Raw genomic sequence first — 15160 nt, 5'->3', positions numbered from 1 at the left:
ACCGATAGGATCAGTGCCCGACCCCGAGCTGACGAGGAATGAGGCGCGAGTGACCTTCGACGTCCACCAGCTCGATTCCTTCCTGCTCGTGGGCTCCCCGGTCACTCTGGCAGCGATTCTCGCGGTGCGCCTGTCGACCGGGGGTCGGGCTGCCCAGCCTGCTGTTCTACCTGCTGATGGGGGTGCTGCTCGGCGAGGCCGGGCTCGGGATCGAGTTCGAGGACGCCCAGCTCGCGCACGCGCTCGGCTTCGGTGCGCTCGCGCTGATCCCGGCCGAGGGCGGTCTCACCACCAACTGGCGCGAGATGCGGCCCTCGATCAAGCTCGGGGTCTCGCTGGCGACCGTGGGGGTGGCCATCTCGGTGGCGGTGGTCGCGGTGGGCGCGCACTTCCTGCTCGGCCTGCCCCGGGAGCTCGCGATCCTGCTCGGCGCGGTCTGCTCGCCGACTGACGCCGCGGCCGTCTTCTCCGTGCTGCGCGTCGTGCCCCTGCCCAAGCGGCTCACCGGTGCTCTCGAGGCGGAGTCGGGTCTCAACGACGCACCGACGGTCGTCCCTGGTCTCGGTCATCTCCACGGGCGCAGCGGCCGAGAGCGGGCTGCTGGCGGTGTCTGGCCTCATCGTCTTCGAGCTCGCCGCCGGTGCCCTGATCGGAGCCGTGGCCGGCTTCGCCGGCGCCCGGGTGATGCGCCGCATCGCGCTGCCGTCCTCGGGTCTCTACCCGCTCGCGGTCCTCTGCCCGGCCTTCGTGGCGTACGGCGGAGCCTGCGGCCGTGCACGCCTCCGGCTTCGCGGCCGTCTACGTCGCCGCGCTGATCCTCGGCAACCGGGAGCTCCCGCACCGGATCGCCACCGGGTCGTTCGCCGAGGGCCTCGCGTCGCTGGCCCAGATCGGGCTGTTCGTCATGCTCGGCCTGCTGCTCTCGCCCGGTCGGATCACGCTCGAGATCGTGGGTCTCGGCATCGTCACCGGGCTCATCCTGACGTTCGTGGCGAGGCCGCTCTCGGTGCTCGTGAGCTCGGTCGTGCAGCCCATGCCGTGGCGTGAGCTGTCGTTCATCTCCTGGGCCGGGTTGCGCGGCGCCGTACCCATCGTGCTCACGACCATCCCGCTCGCCGAGGGGGTCGACGGCGCCGACCGGCTCTTCGACATCGTCTTCGTGATGGTGGTCGTCTACACGATGCTCACCGGTCCCACGCTGCCACTGGCGGCGCGGTTCCTGCGCGTGGCCGGGCGGTCCGAGCCACGCGGGCTCGACGTCGAGGCCGCTCCGCTGGAGAAGGTGGCGGCCGACCTGCTCCGAGTCACGATCGCCCCCAGCTCGCGCATGCACGGTGTCGAGGTCGGCGAGCTGCGGCTGCCACCCGGGGTGTCGGTCTCGATGGTGATCCGCCGGGGGCCGGGCGTTGGTGCCGGAGCTGCGGACGGTCCTGAGGCATGGCGACGACCTGCTGGTCGTGACCCCGCGCAAGGTGCGGGAGGCAACCGAGGAGCGGCTGCGCCGGGTCTCCTCCGGCGGCCGGCTGGCGCAGTGGCTGGACGATCCGAAGAAGCGCGACTAGTTAGGGCGTGCCTCCTACTGACTTTCGGGCGGGCTGCAGAACGTGGAGGTCTCGACGGCGGTCACCGACTCCACCTCCTTCTCGCGCAGCGCCTTGAACGACTCGCCGACCACGACCACGATGCCGCGGCCGAGCTCCTCGCCCGAGACGACCTTCGCGCCCTTGAACTGGCGCGCGACCGGGTGTACGGCCGCGTTGCGGGGCTCGTCGCTCCAGATCTCGACGCCGTCGATCTTGGCGGGGGCGTTGTCGCTGTCGGCGCCGACGAAGCCGCGCTCCTCGAGCTGCTCCATCGTGGCGCCGGCCGTGCCGTTGCGGTCGCTGCCGTTGTAGACACTGACCGCGACCTGGTCGTGGAACACCCGGTCGCCGACATTGACGGTGACGTCGGTGCACAGCGGCGGCGGCTCCGAGCTCGGGAGCGGCTTGGTGGCCGCCTGCCAGCCCCAGACGGCCGCGATGAGCAGCAGCCCGACGAGGGTGAGCAGCGTCAGTGCGGACTTGACCGATGCCGTCATCAGGCCGCCACCTCGTGGACCCGGGCGTGCAGGATGTTGCGCTGGTGCAGGGCCGCTCGCAGTGCGCGGTGCAGGCCGTCCTCGAGGTAGAGGTCGCCCTGCCACTCCACGACGTGCGCGAAGAGGTCGCCGTAGAACGTCGAGTCGTCGTCGAGCAGCGTGGCGAGCTGCAGGGTGTCCTTGGTGGTGATCAGGTGGTCGATGCGCACCTGCCTCGGCGGGATCTTCGCCCAGTCCGCGCGGCTGCAGGCCATGGGCGGGATAGGGACGCCCATCGCCCACCCGTTTGAAGATCACGCCGCGACTATATAGACGAGCCGGGCTCGACGCCCTTCGGCGACGGGCCTGACTACGCTTCGACCATGACGCAGACTCCCGAGCCGCCGGCCACGCAGGACCCGATCGCGGCGGCGGTCGCCCCCGGCTACACCTTCGAGGGAACGGCGCTGGAGCTCGGTGGGTTGATGCTCAACGCCAGCGACCTGTCCGACGTGAAGATCCGGATCCCGCTCGGGATGCTCAACCGCCACGGCCTCGTCGCCGGCGCGACCGGCACGGGCAAGACCAAGACCCTCCAGCTCCTCGCCGAACAGCTCAGTGCCAACGGTGTCCCGGTCTTCGCGGCCGACATCAAGGGCGACCTCTCCGGCCTCAGCGTTCCGGGCGAGGGCGGCGAGAAGATCACGGCCCGCGCGACGTCGGTCGGCCGGGAGTGGACCGCGACCGGCTTCCCCGACCGAGTTCTTCGCCCTCGGAGGCCGGGGCATCGGCGTACCGATGCGGGTCACGATGACGTCGTTCGGACCGATGCTGCTGAGCAAGGTGCTCGGCCTCAACGACACCCGGGAGTCCAGCCTCGGACTCGTCTTCCACTACGCCGACCGGGCCGGGTTGCCGCTGCTCGACCTCGCCGACCTGCGCGCTGTCGTGCAGTTCCTGACCAGCGACGAGGGCAAGGCCGACCTCAAGGGACTCGGCGGACTTTCGAGCGCGACGGCGGGTGTGATCCTGCGCGAGCTGATCTCCTTCCGGGCCCGGGGCGCCGACGCGTTCTTCGGCGAGCCGGAGTTCGAGTCGAGCGAGTTCCTCAGGGTCACCGAGAGCGGCTTGGGCGTCATCAGCCTGATCGAGCTGCCCAACCTGCAGGACCGCCCGGCGCTGTTCTCGACGTTCCTGATGTGGCTGCTGGCCGATCTCTTCCACGACCTGCCCGAGGTCGGCGACATCGACCGCCCCAAGCTGGTGTTCTTCTTCGACGAGGCGCACCTGCTCTTCAACGACGCGTCCGACGCGTTCCTCGACCAGATCGCCCAGACGGTGCGGCTGATCCGCTCCAAGGGCGTCGGCGTCTTCTTCGTCACCCAGAGCCCGACCGACGTGCCCGACGAGGTGCTCGCCCAGCTCGGCTCCCGCATCCAGCACCAGCTCCGCGCCCACACCCCCAACGACGCCAAGGCGCTCAAGCAGACCGTCAACACCTACCCCACCTCCGCCTACGACGACCTCGGCGAGGTGATCACCAGCCTCGGCATCGGCGAGGCAGTGGTGACCGTCATGAACGAGCGCGGCGCTCCGACCCCCGTCGCCCTGGACCCGCCTGCGCGCGCCCGAGTCGCTGATGGCGATGGCCGACGCCACCGCGATGGAGGCGGCCGTCAAGGCCAGCCCGCTCCACGCGAAGTACACCGAGGTCGTCGACCGTGAGTCCGCCCGCGAGAAGCTCGCCGCCCGCATCGAGGAAGGTGCCAAGAAGGCGGCCGAGGACGTCAAGGTCAAGGAGATGGCCCGCGAGCAGAAGAACGAGCGCATCACCACCAAGGCGAAGAAGGAGGAGGACGGCATGCTCGAGACGGTCGTGAAGTCCAGTGCCTTCAAGGACTTCATGCGTACGGCGGCGCGCGAGGTCGCCCGCGGAATGTTCAAGTCCGGACGACGATGACCCACGGGGACGACCTGCGCCGGCTGCTGGACCTCGAGGAGATCCGGCAGCTGAAGTACGCCTACTTCCGCTGCGTCGACACGAAGGACTGGCCGGGTGTGGCGGCCTGCTTCGTGCCCGAGGCGACGGCGGCGTACCCGACCCGGGAGTGCGCCGATCGCGACGCGATCCCGGAGTTCCTCACTTCGTCGCTGGTGCCCGACCTGATCACGATGCACCATGGCCACCACCCGGAGATCCACGTCGACGGCGATGAGGCGACCGGCACGTGGCACCTCCACGACCCGAGTCTACGCACCCGCCCACGACTTCGCGCTCGAGGGCGCCGCGCTCTACTCCGACCGCTACGTCCGCACGCCCGACGGCTGGCGGATGTCGCACACCGGCTACGAGCGGATCTTCGAGAAGACGCGCACCCCGGGCGACGCCACGATCCAGCAGGGCGCCCGTTCCCGCGGCGAAAACAGCTAGGTCCGGCTGCGCACGCGATCGATCAGGTCGGTCGTGGAGATGTCTTCGGTGCGTGGCACGAGGCGAAGCAGCCCAGCGGTGACGGCGGGTCCGTAGACGTCCGCCGCCCCTGACGCGTCGACGTCGTCGCCGTGCACCACGAGCCCGAGGTCGTGCTCGTCCGAGAAGGCCTGGGTGATCCGCAGCGGCGCGTCCGGGATCACCTCGTCGACGTAGCGGCAGGCTTCGATCACGATGACGCGTTCGGCCGGGGTCATGATCGGCAGCCTCTTGTACGCCGATGCGCTCTCGTCCGAGAGCACGCCGACGACTGGTGGTCACCGAGCTCACGAGCCGCGCGTAGGAGAGAAACGTGTCCGGGGTGGAAGAGGTCGCCGACCATGTCGACGTAGACGCGCTGACTCACATTCCTGTCTGGTGAGCTCGGTCGCTCGCTCGTGCCTCGCTCGTCTCGGTCGCTCACATCGTGGGGTCTGTCCAGGCCAGCTGCGCGACCTCGATGCCCTTGTCACGGGTGACGACGCGGGCCCGACCGGGAGCGGAGGGCTGCGGACGCAGGTTGCCGATGAGGGCACCCTCGTCGCGCGGTCCCGACAGCAGCACGCCGGGCATCGCCGAGTCGCGCATCGACTGCAGGACCGGTTCGTACGCCGCACGCGACGCGCCACCGACGCGGCGGGCCACGACGAGGTGCAGGCCCGTGTCGCGGGCCTGCGCCATCAGCGGCTGGAGAGCCTGCACCGGCGAGGACTGGGCGGTCGCGACCGAGGTCGTAGTCGTCGACCACGACGAACACCTCCGCGCCGGTCCACCACGACCGGTTGCGCAGCTGGTCGGGCGTGACGTCCGGGCCGGGGATGCGGCTCTCGAGATAGGCCGCGATGTCCTTCAGCGTCGGCGTGGCCCGGGTGGCCGAGGTCAGGTAGTTCAGGAGGTACTCGTCGGGGACCTCGCCGAGCAGCGAGCGCCGGTAGTCCACGATGACGATCTGCGCCTCCTTCGGCGTGCGCGTGCGCATGACCTCCTTGACGTAGTTGCGCAGCAGTGCGCTCTTGCCCGACTGCCCGTCGCCGTAGATCAGCAGGTGCGGCTCGGCGTTGACGTCGATGGCGACCGGCGCGAGCTCCTTCTCGTTGATGCCGATCAGGATGCGCTTCTCGTCGATCTTTCGGCGTACGGCGTCGTCGCGGATCTTGTCGAGCGTGACCAGCTCGGGCAGCAGCCGGAGCTTGGGTCCGGGTGCGCCCTTCCGGGCGGCGTTGGCGCGGTCGATGAGGTGGTCGACGCCCTCGCCGAGGGTGGCCGAGTCGCCGTCGCTGTCGACGCGCGGCACGCGCTGAGGAAGTGCAGCTTGCTCGGCACGAGCCCTCTACCGGGACGGCCAGCCGGCACCAGCGCCGCGACCTTGCGGTCGATCTCCGAGTCGACCGGGTCGCCGAGCCGCAGCTCGAGCTTCGAGCCGAAGACGTCGCGCATGGCCGCGCGGAAGTCGGCCCAACGCGTCGATGCGGCCACGATGTGCAGGCCGAAGGTGAGGCCGCGCCCGGCGAGCTGCTGGAGCTCCAGCTCGAGGTCGTCGAACTCCGCGCGCAGGGTGCTCCAGCCGTCGATGACCGGGAACACGTCGCCCCAGCCGTCGTCGGCGCGGCCCCGGGCGCGACGGGTGCGGTAGGTCTCGATCGAGTCGATGCCCCGGTCGCGGAAGTAGGCCTCCCGGCGATCGACCACGCCCCGGATCTCGGCCACCACTCGGCGTACGACATCGGGCTCGGACCGGGTTGCGACACCCGACACGTGCGGGAAGCGAGCGAGTGGCGCGAACGTGCCGCCACCGAAGTCGAGCACGAAGAACTGCGACTCGGCCGGGGTCGAGACCAGACCCATGCTGGTGACGATGGTGCGCAGCAGCGTGCTCTTGCCGGAGCGGGGACCACCGACGACGGCGACGTGGCCCGAGGCGCCGGACAGGTTGAGCGTCATGGTGTCGCGACGCTGCTCGCGCGGCCGGTCGACGGTGCCGAGCGGGATGACCGGGCCGTTGAGGTTGCGCCACTGCGGCGAGACGAGGCCGAGCTCGGGGTCCTCGACGAGGTCGGGCATCAGCTCGTCGAGGGTGTCGGGCACGTCGAGCGGCGGCAGCCACACCGGTGGGCGGGGTCGCCGACGCCGATCATCCGGTTGACCGCGATGTCGAGGAGCGAGGGCTGCTCGCCCTGCTGCTGCACCGGCATCGGCGCGACGTCGTCCTCGGTCTCCAGCGGCTCGAGCGCGAGCACCTCGGAGATCGTGAAGGGCAGGATGCCGCGCACGTGACCGCCCTCGTCGCGGCTGACCCGGGCACGTCCGCTCGGCGGTCCGGGAGACGTACGCCGCCTTGAACCGCAGCAGCGTCGACTGGTCGGGCTTCAGGTAGCCGAGACCGGGGACCGCGGGCAGCTCGTAGGCGTCGGGGACTCCGAGCACGGCACGCGACTCGCCGGCGGAGAACGTGCGCAGGCCGACGCGGTAGGACAGGTGCGACTCGAGGCCGCGCAGGCGGCCCTCCTCCGAGCGCTGCGAGGCGAGCAGGAGGTGCAGTCCGAGCGATCGACCGAGCCGGCCGATCGCGACGAAGAGGTCGATGAACTCAGGCTTCGCCGAGAGCATCTCGGAGAACTCGTCGACCACGATGAACAGCGACGGCATCGGGGCGAGGTCCTCGCCGTTGGCGCGTGCCTTCTCGTAGTCGCGGATGGAGGCGTAGTTGCCGGCGTCGCGCAGCAGCTCCCGGCGACGGACCATCTCGCCGGACAGGGCGTCCTGCATGCGGTCGACGAGGGTGAGCTCGTTGGCGAGGTTGGTGATGACCGCTGACACGTGGGGCATGTCGGCCATGCCGGCGAAGGTCGCGCCACCCTTGAAGTCGACGAGCACGAGGTTGAGGTGCTCGGGGGAGTGCGTCATCACGAGACCGAGCACGAGCGTGCGCAGGAACTCCGACTTTCCGGAACCCGTGGCACCGATGCACAGGCCGTGCGGGCCCATGCCCTGCTGGGCGGACTCCTTGATGTCGAGGTGGATCAGGCCGCCCGAGTCGCCGATGCCGATCGGCACCCGCAGCCGGTCCCGCGCCGGGCGCGGGCGCCGGGAGCTGGCCGGGTCGAAGGTGTGGATGTCGCCGAGACCGAGCAGCTCCATGTGGTCGGGGTTGGCCGAGGTGATGTCGACGGCCGCGCCGGAGGGACGCGTCGGCGCTGATGGTCTTGAGCGGCGCGATCCGTCGGGCGAATGCCTCGGCGGTGGCGAGGTCGCACTGGTCGATGAGGGCCTTGACCGGCTCCTCGCGCACGCGGACACCGAGCACGGGCAGCTTGTCGAGCTCGGGCTTGCCGCCGGCGAACTGCAGCCGAAGCCGCGTCGAGTCCTCGAGCTCGTCCCAGCGGGCCGGCATGTCCAGCAGCGTGACGCCGTGCAGGCCGTCGGGCGGGACGACATGGTTGCCGGGCGGCAGGTGGCCGCCATCGATCACGAGCAGGATGTGCGGTGTGGGCGGGCGCTCGTCGGCGCCGAACCGCGGACGGTCGCTGAGGTCGGGCGGCAGCAGCAGGCCGAGGTCGTCGATCGAGGTGGCGACCAGACGTCGCGGACCGACCGCGTCCATCTCGCGGCCGCTCTGCGCGTGCGGCAGCCACTTCACCCAGTCCCAGTGGGTCAGGTTGGCCTCGGAGCTGAGGACCGCGACGACCAGCTGGTCGGGGTTGTGGAAGGCCGTGGCCGAGCAGATCATCGAGCGGGCAGCCGAGCGCGCGTCCTCCTCGGGACCGCACAGCTCGATCCGGTCGAAGGCGCGCAGGTCGATCGACGCGGGCAGGTTGGGCTGCAGACGGTGTACGACGAGGAGTCGGTGCAGCGCGGACGCGGCCGCCGGATCGACCCGGTCGACCGGTGCGCTCTCCGGCGGGATCAGCTCCAGCGACAGCGGCTGCGCACACAGGCCGTAGCGCACGTGCAGGAAGTTGGCGTCACCCGGACCGTGCTCCCACAGACGGGTGCGTTCCTCGGCGAGCGCCGGCAGTGCGGTCGGCTCGGGGTGGTGCCACATCAGTGCCCGGCGCTGCTGGTCGGCGGCGTTGCGCGCGACCTTGCGGATGTTCGCGAGGTAGCGCAGGTATTCGGTGCGGGAGCCGGTGACCTGCTGCGCGCGCTGCTTACGCTGCCGGTCGATCTGCACGATGATGAAGCCGAGCGTGGCGAAGAGGAACATGCCGGCCGCCGGGGAAGCTGCGGGTGCGGTTGCCGCCGCCGCCCATGGTCGCGACCGGGACGATTGAACCGAGGCTGCCGAGCATCGGGATCGCGTTCATCAGGACGCCGCTGGCGCCCTCGTTCTCCCGGAGCTCCGGCGGCGGCTGCAGCACGATCTGCCCGCCCGGCATCTCCGGTTCGTCGAGCCGTTGCCCGCCTCGCAGTGCAGTGCTCACGCGTTTCCCCTAGCGCCAGCACTGTCGGCCGGCGATGCCCGGACATTCGCCACGATGATAGGTGGGTGTCCGGCGACCTACTACCCTGCACACCGTCGGCCGAACTCGGAAGCCGATGATCAGCCGGTCCAAGGGGGAGACGTGTCCGAAGCGGTGTCACCACTGATGCCGTCGCCCGGCTCTGCCGCCACGATCGCCATCAGCGTGCACGGTCCCGTGGGCGTCCCGGACATGGTCGTGCCGATCGGCGCGACCCCCGTCGACGTCGGTCGGGCCTACGCCGACCGGGCCGGCATGACCGCCATACCGCTCCTGCAGACCGCTCTCGGCGAACACCTGCGCGCCGACCGCGCGCTCGCCGAGATGGGCGTCGAGTCGGGTGCCGTGCTGATCGCCGCCACCGGTGTCCGGCGGGCCGGGGCCAGCGAGGACGACGGCACGGCCGCGAGGGCGGTCGCCGAGACCCCGCAGGTCGCTGCCGTCGTGATGGGACTCGCGGCAGCAGCCGCCGGCCTCTCTGCCCTGGTACGCCGCTCTGTCCGGCAACGACTGGCTGCGCACCGTCACCGTGGGGGTCCTGATGGCGTGCGCGCTCACCGGCGCCCTGCCCCGGGGGCGGCACGCCGAGCAGCGCACCGCGGCCGCGCCGGCCTTCGCCGCGGCCGCTGCCTACGCCGCCTTCTTCGAGCCCGGCGACCACCTCATGGGCGCCGTGGTCGCCGTTGGCGCCCCCGGCCGCGGCATTGACTGCCGCGATCACCCTCGCCATGTCGGATGCTCGCGACCCGAGTCCTGACCGTCTGGATCGTCGTCGGCTGCCTCGTGTTCGGGATCTGTGCGGTCCCCTCGTTGCTGGAGTGGAACGACCGTGTCTCGTGGGCCGTCCTGATGGTCCTCGCCATGCTCGGTGCGCGGTTCGCTCCGTCGCTCGCCATCGACGTACCCGACGAGGCGCTCCTCGACCCTGGACCGCCCGGCCGTGACGGCGTGGTCGGCCCGGGACAAGACCAGCAGCCGACGCGGGCGTCTGGTGATCCCGGAGACGGCGATGCGACGCCTCGTCGAGGACGCCACCGGGACCGTGACCGCGTCGTGCGCAGCGATCCTGCTGCTCACCCTGATCGCTGCGCCGCTGCTGCTGCACACCGCGAACATCGACCCGGACCGCATCGGTGCGCGCTGCCTGACGTTCTTCGCCGGTGCGGCGATCCTCCCGGCTGCCCGGCAGTACCGCCACACGGCGGCACGCCGATTGCTGCGCGCGGCGGGGCTCGCGTGCTGGCTGTGGCTGGTCGCCTTCGAGATCAGCGACCTGACCTCCACGTGGACGACGTGGGGCCCGGTCGTCGTGACTCTGCTCGGTGCGATCAGCCTCGCGGCTGCGGTCGCCACCGGTCGCGGGTGGCGCTCGGTGTGGTGGTCGCGCAAGGCCGAGGTCGCCGAGTCCCTGACCGGTGCGCTTGCCTTCGCCTCGACCGTGGTTGCGTCCGGTCTCTTCCGTGCCCTGTGGGAAATGACTTCTTGATGTTTAGCCCGGATTCGCCTGGGTACATCGATGTCAGCGCGGGGGGTCGGGACGTCTCCCCGAGCGTGACATTCAGAGCACCACCCACACAGTGAACTCTGGCGGGACAGACCCGCCGAGGGGGAAGGATTGAGATGAGCAACCTCAGCCAGACAGAGAAGGCGCTCTCCAAGGGAGCCGAGTTCGTCAACACGGCCCGCGGCGACGTCAAGGGCAAGTGCAACACCCTGAGCGACCGCGTCAACGAGATGATGGGCGGCTGGGGCGGCCGGGGCGCCTCGTCCTTCGGCAACCTGATGGTGGCCCGGCAGGAGAAGCAGGACTCGATCCTCCGGGCCCTCGACCAGCTGGCAACCTCCATGCAGGAGACCGAGAAGGACAACGTCGCGACCGACCGGGGTCAGTCCGACGCCCACCTGAACCTGCAGAACCGCCTCGGCTGATCGCCGCGACCACCCAGACCTAGAAGGAGATAGAGATGTCGTTCGACGGAATCAAGGTAGAGCACGGCAAGCTGGACACTGGCTCGGCTGATGTCATGGCCGCGGCCAAGGAGATCCAGGCACGACTCGACACCCTCGAGGACGAGCTGAAGCCGCTCGCCAGCGACTGGACCGGTGCGGCCAAGGAGGCCTACCGCGAGGCGAAGGCGACCTGGGACAAGGCGATCGCCGACATGATCGTCCTGCTCCAGCAGGCCAGCGCCAACGTGGACACGTCCAACCGGGAGTACAAGGCCGCAGACGCTCGCGGCGCCGGCCGTTTCTGATCCGCATCACGATCGATCTGCTCTTCAAGCCGGTCGCCCTCTCGGGGGCGACCGGCTTTGGTCATGCCGGGACCAACACGCTGGCATGTCGTCGCCGAACGCCCGTCCATATAATCTGCAACCGATCGGCGAGCGGGCCACTCGGAGGCCCGGAGAAGTCATCGCCGACCCACGAACCACACGGGGGACCACAGCATGAGCCAGACGACGCCCGTCGGATCCGGACTCGTTCGGGTGACCGTCGCCTCGGGCTCCCGACGCGTTGACCTCGTCCTCCCCGGTGCTGTCCCTGTGGCCGAGCTCGTGCCCGAGCTGGCGCGCAGCGTCGGCATCCTCGACGCGAGCACGGTCTACGGCGGATACCGACTCGTGGCTCAGGACGGACGGCGGCTCGCCAACGACGCGGGCCTGCTGATCCGGGGCATCGAGGACGGCGGACTGCTCACCGTCACCGCCGGCATCGACGACGAATCGCCCCGCGTCTACGACGACATCGTCGAGGCCATGGCTGATGTCGTGGAGCACGAGCTCCAGCCCCGGGAGGCTTCCGCGGGTCGCCGTACGGCCCTCGCAGCCGGCGGCCTGCTGCTCGGTCTCGGGGCACTCGCACTGCTCCTGCAGGGCGAGAGCGTCATGGGCGGCCTCGCCGCTGCGACCGCGGCGGGCCTGCTGGTCGTCGGCGGCATCGTGCTGGCACGCGGTCAGGACGAGCCCGACGCGGGTGTCGCGGTCGCGCTGATCGCCGTGCTCTACGCCGGCGTCGCCGGGCTGCTGCTCGCCCCCCGGCGAGCTGGGCTCGTGGCAGTGGCCGCTGCCGGCGGGGTTCTTCGGCGCACCACTGTCCACCGCCGGCGCCGCGATGCTGCTGGCCGGGGTGGTCGCCGTGGCCGGGCTCAAGGAAGGACGGTCGCTGGTCATCCCCGCGATCGTCGTCGGGGGCGATCCTGACCGCGAGCGGCCTGCTCATGCAGGTCGCCGAGTTCGATCCCAGCGTCGTGTTCACGGTGCTGATGACGCTCGTCGTGCTGGCGGGCAGCATCTTCCCGTGGCTGGCACTGGGCGTCACCGGCACGAAGGTCGACCAGATCTACTCCCTGCACGACATCACCGCCGACCCCGACGAGATCGACCCCGCTCAGGTGGGCGCCGATGCGCGGGTCGCGCACGAGATTCTCCCGGCCGTGTCGGCCACCGTCGGCACCCTGCTCGTGCTGCTGGCTCCACTGGCCGTGAGCCGCGGCGTCTACGGCACCATCCTCGCGGCCGTGTGCTGCCCGGCCGTCATGTTCCGCACCCGGCAGTACCGCGCCGGATCCGAGGTGATGGCCGGTCTCGTCTCCGGCATCCTCGGGCTCGTCTCCGTGGCCCTGTCGATGCTGCTGATCCACGACGGCTGGAGGGCGGGCGCCGCCATCGCTCTCGCGGTCGTCGGCGCCGTACTCCTCGTGTCGACGCTGGTGCCGGCGTCGCCGTCCGTGCGCCGCGGTCGGATCGGCGACGCGGTCGAAACCGCGACGTTGCTGTCCCTGCTTCCGCTGATGGTCGTGGCGGCCGGCTTCTTCAGCGCGATCCGGGGCTGAGACGTGGCCACCAAGAAGGACCTCGTCGAGGCCCACTCCTTCAGCAAGCGCCGCCTCGTCACCGCGTTCATCAGCGGCGCGCCGGGCGGCCGCGAGGTCGAGCCCGTGCGCCCCGGGCGGGTGCTCATCGGTGGCGTGGCCATCTCCCTGTTGCTACTGGCGGGCGCGGCCATCGCCGGCTTCCTCATCGGCCGTCCCAACTCGCAGTGGCTCGAGGCCGGCAGCTTCGTCACCAGCAAGGACACCGGCGAGCAGTACGTCGTCCTCGAGGGCGGCGACGACCCCGTCATCCGGCGCGTCCCCAACTACATCTCCGCGCAGCTGCTGCTCGGCGAGTCCGACCTCACGCCCTTCCGGGTCCGCGACAAGTACATCCGCGAGGTCACCCTCGGCGAGGACCTCGGCATCGACGACGCGCCGGCCGGCCTGCCCGATCCCGAAGGCCTGATCCCGGGACGGATGGACGGCGTGTACGGCGCCCGGCGAAGGGATCCGTGTCGCGGTCGCACGCACGCCGGCGGTCAACGAGCTCACCGGCACCGCGTTCCTGGTGAGCAGCGGCGGGGCCGTGTCGCTCATCGCTCCAGACGTTGCCGGGCCGGACGGACGGGCCTACCGGTTCGAGCTGCCGAGGAACCCGACACAGGCGGGCACGATCGCCGACCGGCTGGGCTTCGGCGCCCTCGAGCAGGCGCCCGAGGTGAGCCGGGACTGGCTCAACCTGTTCCCGCCCGGTGAGCCGTTGACCGTCGAGGCGTTCGGCGTCACCGGGACGGGCCCCGCTGACTACCCGGCCGGCGTCGTCGATGCCGACCTGTCCGGGTTCAGGATCGGTGACCTGCTGGCCTCCCCCAACGGGAGCTACTACCTGCTCGCCGACGACGGCCCCCAGCGGTTGGAGGAGTTCGCGTCGACGGTCTATCGCGCGGTCGGCACTGAGGCGCAGACGATCGACGCAGACCTGAACGCCGAGTTCCAGTCCGCGGAATACCCCGCCGAGTGGCCGCGGACGCTGCCGGATGCCGCCCCGGCACTGGAGATGTGCGCGGTCCTGCACCCCGACGCCGACGGTGGCGCGCGTCGCCCTCGCCGACGACCCCACGGGCGAGGCCTCCTCGGACGGGCTCGCCCGGGGCCGCAAGGACGTCGAGGTCCAACCCGCCGGCGGTGCCTACGTCGAGTCCGGATCGGTCGACCCGGCGAGCGACGGCACGCCCTATGTCATCGACTCCGCGGGCTACAAGTACGAGCTGGTCGGCCCCGAGGTGCCCGACTTCATCGGCTACGGCGACACGTCCGCCCCCGTCGTGCCGAGCGTGTGGATGCGCTTCTTCGACGACAAGGTCCAGCTCTCGGTCAACCTGGCGCGACGCGTGCCCGCGGACGCACCGCCGGCGGACGTCGCCGAGGGATCATGAGACGACGTTCCGCTGCGGCACTGCTCGGGGTCGGCCCGGCCGGCTCGGTGCTGCCACTCGTCGGCGTCGGTGCCTCGACGGGGTTGACGTCGGCGTACGCCGCAGAGGCGGTCGAGTGCCGGGAGACCGTGCTTCCTGACACGGAGCTGGTGGCCGGCAGCAAGGTCACGAGCAACCCGCCGCTGGAGCGGATGCACGTGCCCGAGGCGCAGGAGATCACCAACGGCAGCGGCGTGAAGGTTGCTGTCATCGACAGCGGCATCCGACCCGGACTCGGGATGGACGTCGCTCCGGCAGTCCGGATCCCCGGCGTGCAGGGCGTCCTGCTGTCCGGCCACGGGTCCATCGTCGGCGGCCTGATCGCGGGACCCGACGGGGTGGCGCCGGGTGCCCAGCTGGTCGACATCCGCGTCTTCGACGCCTCCGAGGCGGATGTGTCGCAGGGGGAGAAGAGCGTGACGTCCCGGGGCATCGTGGACGGCATCCAGCAGGCGATCGCGCTCTACCCGAGCACCCGTTTCAAGGTGGTCAACATCGCGCTGTCGGTCCCGACCGACGACCCCAACCTGCGGGCGGCGATCAAGGAGCTGCTGAAGCGCGACGTGGTCGTGGTGGCCTCGGCCGGCAACGCGGCTGACGAGTCCGACTCCGAGACGTTCAAGGGGACCGACAACAACGACGCGCCCGTCTACCCGGCCGACTATCCCGGCGTCCTCGCCGTCAGCGCTGCGCCCCCGCCCGGTGGCACGGCCGTCGGCTCGGTCGTGCCAAACGCGGACACCGACCTTGCAGCGCCCACGTACGGTGCGATCTCCGTCAACGCCAACGGTCAGCGCTGCGACGTGTTGCAGGTGGCGACCTCATGGGCAGCGGCCGAGGTGAGCGGCGTCGCGGCCCTGCTCCGCGCGCTATCCCCGG

Annotated in this window: 14 protein-coding genes and 5 pseudogenes; 13 read left to right on the top strand and 6 right to left on the bottom strand. The window is 70.7% G+C overall.

The window, feature by feature from the left end; genetic code table 11:
* The first annotated feature begins 176 nt into the window (after positions 1 to 176).
* From LP418_RS32990 to LP418_RS32980, 3 genes and pseudogenes are all read left to right on the top strand, one after another.
* Positions 177 to 815, top strand: coding sequence for a cation:proton antiporter domain-containing protein (locus LP418_RS32990; RefSeq protein WP_442940156.1), 639 nt, complete (start codon positions 177 to 179; stop codon positions 813 to 815).
* Positions 773 to 1144: pseudogene (locus tag LP418_RS32985) on the top strand (potassium/proton antiporter); the annotation flags it as partial. The gene LP418_RS32990 and the pseudogene LP418_RS32985, both read left to right, overlap by 43 nt.
* 262 nt (positions 1145 to 1406) lie before the next feature.
* The gene (locus tag LP418_RS32980; RefSeq protein WP_442940155.1) at positions 1407 to 1562 is read left to right on the top strand and encodes a hypothetical protein; all 156 of its coding nucleotides are present in this window, start codon (positions 1407 to 1409) and stop codon (positions 1560 to 1562) included.
* A gap of 14 nt (positions 1563 to 1576) precedes the next feature.
* On the opposite strand, the gene LP418_RS10005 is transcribed toward LP418_RS32980, so the two are convergent.
* The gene (locus tag LP418_RS10005) at positions 1577 to 2080 is read right to left on the bottom strand and encodes a LytR C-terminal domain-containing protein (protein WP_257956164.1); all 504 of its coding nucleotides are present in this window, start codon (positions 2078 to 2080) and stop codon (positions 1577 to 1579) included.
* Positions 2080 to 2377: pseudogene (locus LP418_RS10000) on the bottom strand (type II toxin-antitoxin system VapB family antitoxin). Before LP418_RS10000 ends, LP418_RS10005 begins: the two are co-directional and overlap by 1 nt.
* Positions 2378 to 2442: 65 nt before the next feature.
* Between LP418_RS10000 and LP418_RS32975 the strand changes: the two are divergent.
* Positions 2443 to 4019, top strand: a pseudogene (locus LP418_RS32975) (helicase HerA-like domain-containing protein).
* Positions 4016 to 4603: a nuclear transport factor 2 family protein gene (locus tag LP418_RS32970; RefSeq protein ID WP_442940154.1), complete on the top strand. Its 588-nt coding sequence runs from the start codon at positions 4016 to 4018 to the stop codon at positions 4601 to 4603. The pseudogene LP418_RS32975 and the gene LP418_RS32970 overlap by 4 nt, the downstream one beginning before the upstream one ends.
* On the opposite strand, the gene LP418_RS09985 is transcribed toward LP418_RS32970, so the two are convergent.
* From LP418_RS09985 to LP418_RS09970, 4 genes and pseudogenes are all read right to left on the bottom strand, one after another.
* Positions 4487 to 4792 (bottom strand): hypothetical protein, encoded by a 306-nt coding sequence (locus LP418_RS09985; protein WP_257956162.1) that lies wholly within the window; start codon positions 4790 to 4792, stop codon positions 4487 to 4489. The two genes, LP418_RS32970 and LP418_RS09985, sit on opposite strands and share 117 nt — an antisense overlap.
* 206 nt (positions 4793 to 4998) lie before the next feature.
* Positions 4999 to 5823 (bottom strand): FtsK/SpoIIIE domain-containing protein, encoded by an 825-nt coding sequence (locus LP418_RS09980; protein WP_257956161.1) that lies wholly within the window; start codon positions 5821 to 5823, stop codon positions 4999 to 5001.
* Positions 5824 to 5852: 29 nt separating this feature from the next.
* Positions 5853 to 7667 (bottom strand): annotated as a pseudogene (gene eccCb / locus LP418_RS09975) (type VII secretion protein EccCb); the annotation flags it as partial.
* A 1010-nt stretch (positions 7668 to 8677) separates the two neighbouring features.
* Positions 8678 to 8950: a hypothetical protein gene (locus LP418_RS09970; protein WP_257956160.1), complete on the bottom strand. Its 273-nt coding sequence runs from the start codon at positions 8948 to 8950 to the stop codon at positions 8678 to 8680.
* Between the two features lie 141 nt (positions 8951 to 9091).
* Here LP418_RS09970 and LP418_RS09965 point away from each other — a divergent pair, with 141 nt between their 5' ends.
* The 8 genes and pseudogenes from LP418_RS09965 to LP418_RS30660 form a co-directional block, all read left to right on the top strand.
* Positions 9092 to 9697, top strand: coding sequence for a hypothetical protein (locus tag LP418_RS09965; protein WP_257956159.1), 606 nt, complete (start codon positions 9092 to 9094; stop codon positions 9695 to 9697).
* A 232-nt stretch (positions 9698 to 9929) separates the two neighbouring features.
* Positions 9930 to 10475: a hypothetical protein gene (locus LP418_RS09960; RefSeq protein WP_257956158.1), complete on the top strand. Its 546-nt coding sequence runs from the start codon at positions 9930 to 9932 to the stop codon at positions 10473 to 10475.
* A 134-nt stretch (positions 10476 to 10609) separates the two neighbouring features.
* Positions 10610 to 10918, top strand: coding sequence for a WXG100 family type VII secretion target (locus LP418_RS09955; protein ID WP_257956157.1), 309 nt, complete (start codon positions 10610 to 10612; stop codon positions 10916 to 10918).
* A gap of 35 nt (positions 10919 to 10953) precedes the next feature.
* On the top strand, positions 10954 to 11244 hold the full coding sequence (locus tag LP418_RS09950) for a WXG100 family type VII secretion target (RefSeq protein WP_257956156.1): 291 nt from the start codon (positions 10954 to 10956) through the stop codon (positions 11242 to 11244).
* Positions 11245 to 11478: 234 nt separating this feature from the next.
* Positions 11479 to 12192, top strand: a complete 714-nt coding sequence (locus tag LP418_RS09945) for an EsaB/YukD family protein (protein ID WP_257956155.1) — start codon at positions 11479 to 11481, stop codon at positions 12190 to 12192.
* Positions 12193 to 12209: 17 nt separating this feature from the next.
* Positions 12210 to 12824, top strand: a complete 615-nt coding sequence (locus tag LP418_RS09940) for a hypothetical protein (RefSeq protein ID WP_257956154.1) — start codon at positions 12210 to 12212, stop codon at positions 12822 to 12824.
* A 3-nt stretch (positions 12825 to 12827) separates the two neighbouring features.
* On the top strand, positions 12828 to 13562 hold the full coding sequence (locus LP418_RS09935; protein WP_257956153.1) for a type VII secretion protein EccB: 735 nt from the start codon (positions 12828 to 12830) through the stop codon (positions 13560 to 13562).
* 301 nt (positions 13563 to 13863) lie between these two features.
* A pseudogene (locus tag LP418_RS30660) lies at positions 13864 to 15147 on the top strand (S8/S53 family peptidase); the annotation flags it as partial.
* Between the last annotated feature and the right edge of the window lie 13 nt (positions 15148 to 15160).

The organism is Nocardioides sp. B-3, assembly GCF_024703895.1.
Lineage (GTDB): Bacteria > Actinomycetota > Actinomycetes > Propionibacteriales > Nocardioidaceae > Nocardioides.
This window is presented reverse-complemented; position numbering and strand designations above follow the sequence as displayed.